This window comes from Streptomyces scopuliridis RB72, from assembly GCF_000718095.1.
GTDB classification, from domain to species: domain Bacteria; phylum Actinomycetota; class Actinomycetes; order Streptomycetales; family Streptomycetaceae; genus Streptomyces; species Streptomyces scopuliridis.
Genome location: NZ_JOEI01000071.1, coordinates 1 through 1,868, shown reverse-complemented (window position 1 = coordinate 1,868; position 1,868 = coordinate 1). Strand labels below are relative to the sequence as shown.

Sequence of the window (1,868 nt, the reverse complement as noted above, 5' to 3'; positions counted from 1 at the left end):
GCTGGTGGAGCGGTTGGCGGGGCTGACGGCGGTTGAGCGTCAGGAGGTGCTGTTGGACCTCGTACGCGGACAGGTCGCCCTGGTCCTGGGCCATGCCGATGGCAACGCGGTCAACCCGGGCCGCGCCTTCCGCGAACTGGGCTTCGACTCGCTGACCTCGGTCGAACTCCGTAACCGGCTCAACACCGTGACCGGGCTGCGACTGCCGGCCACGATGGTCTTCGACTATCCGACGGTCGAGACGCTGGTCGACCATCTGCTCGATGAATTGCTCGGCGCCGATGCGGCCGTGGCCCTGCCCGTGGCCAGGCGCGCCGCCGCGGTGGCCGACGATCCGATCGTGGTCGTGGGCATGAGCTGCCGCTATCCGGGCGGGGTGGCCTCGCCGGAGGATCTGTGGCGACTGGTCACCGAGGGCAGCGATGTGATCTCCGCCTTCCCGACCAACCGTGGCTGGGACGTGGATGGGCTGTTCAACCCGGACCCCGACCACAAGGGCACGTCGTACACGCGACAGGGTGGATTCCTGCATGACGCGGGCGAGTTCGACCCGGCGTTCTTCGGGATGTCGCCGCGTGAGGCGCTGGCCACCGACTCCCAGCAGCGCCTGCTGCTGGAGACCTCGTGGGAGGCGATCGAGCGAGCAGGCATCGGTCTCGTACACGCTGGGCCTGGAGGGTCCGGCGGTGACGGTGGACACCGCGTGCTCGTCGTCGCTGGTCGCGATGCACTGGGCGATGCAGGCGCTGCGCAGCGGCGAATGCTCGCTGGCGCTGGCCGGCGGTGTGACCGTGATGTCGACCCCCTCGGTGTTCGTGGACTTCTCCCGACAGCGCGGACTCTCTCCCGACGGCCGTTGCAAGGCGTTCTCGGACGCGGCGGACGGTGTCGGCTGGTCGGAGGGTGTCGGCATGCTGGTGCTTGAGCGGCTGTCCGACGCGCGACGCAACGGTCACGAGATCCTTGCCGTGGTCCGGGGCTCGGCCGTCAACCAGGACGGTGCGTCGAACGGCCTCACCGCCCCGAACGGTCCGTCGCAGCAGCGCGTGATCCGTCAGGCGCTGGCCAGCGGCGGACTCTCGGCCGACGATGTCGATGTGGTGGAGGCGCACGGTACGGGGACGACGCTGGGCGACCCGATCGAGGCGCAGGCGCTCCTGGCCGAGTACGGGCGCGATCGTGACCCGGAGCGCCCGCTGCTCCTCGGCTCGGTGAAGTCGAACATCGGCCACACTCAGGCTGCCGCCGGTGTCGCCGGTGTGATCAAGATGATCATGGCGATGCGTCACGGCGTGCTGCCGCAGACGCTGCACGTGGACGCTCCCTCGTCGCATGTGGACTGGTCGGAAGGCGCGGTCGAGCTGCTGACCGAGCACACGCGGTGGCCGGAGGTCGGTCGCGCGCGGCGTGCGGGTGTCTCGTCGTTCGGGATCAGCGGTACGAACGCGCACGTCATCCTGGAGCAGCCGGCCACCGTCATCCAGGGAACCGTCCTGGGCAGTAAGGAAGTACCCGAGACCGAGTCGGGCGTCGTCCCGTGGGTGCTTTCGGGCAAGACGGCCGAGGCGCTCGGCGGCCAGGCCGCCAAGCTGCTGTCGTCGATCGAGGCGCGGCCGGAGCTGCGGCCGGTGGATATCGGCCACTCGCTGGCAACGGGCCGCTCGAAGTTCGACCACCGGGCCGTGGTGCTGGCCGGGGATCCGGCGGACGCGGTACGCGCCCTCGCGGCTCTGGCGGTCGGCGAGCCGGACGCCTTGGCGGTGTCGGGGGCGGTCGTCGGTGGGAAGACGGCGGTGCTGTTCTCGGGTCAGGGTTCGCAGCGGCTGGGGATGGGCCGGGAGTTGTACGGCCGGTTCCCGGTGTTCGCG

The 1,868-nt window shown here is 70.3% G+C and carries 1 pseudogene; it reads left to right on the top strand.

From position 1 onward, the window contains the following. Positions 1 to 1,868: pseudogene (locus IF11_RS39805) on the top strand (type I polyketide synthase); the annotation flags it as partial.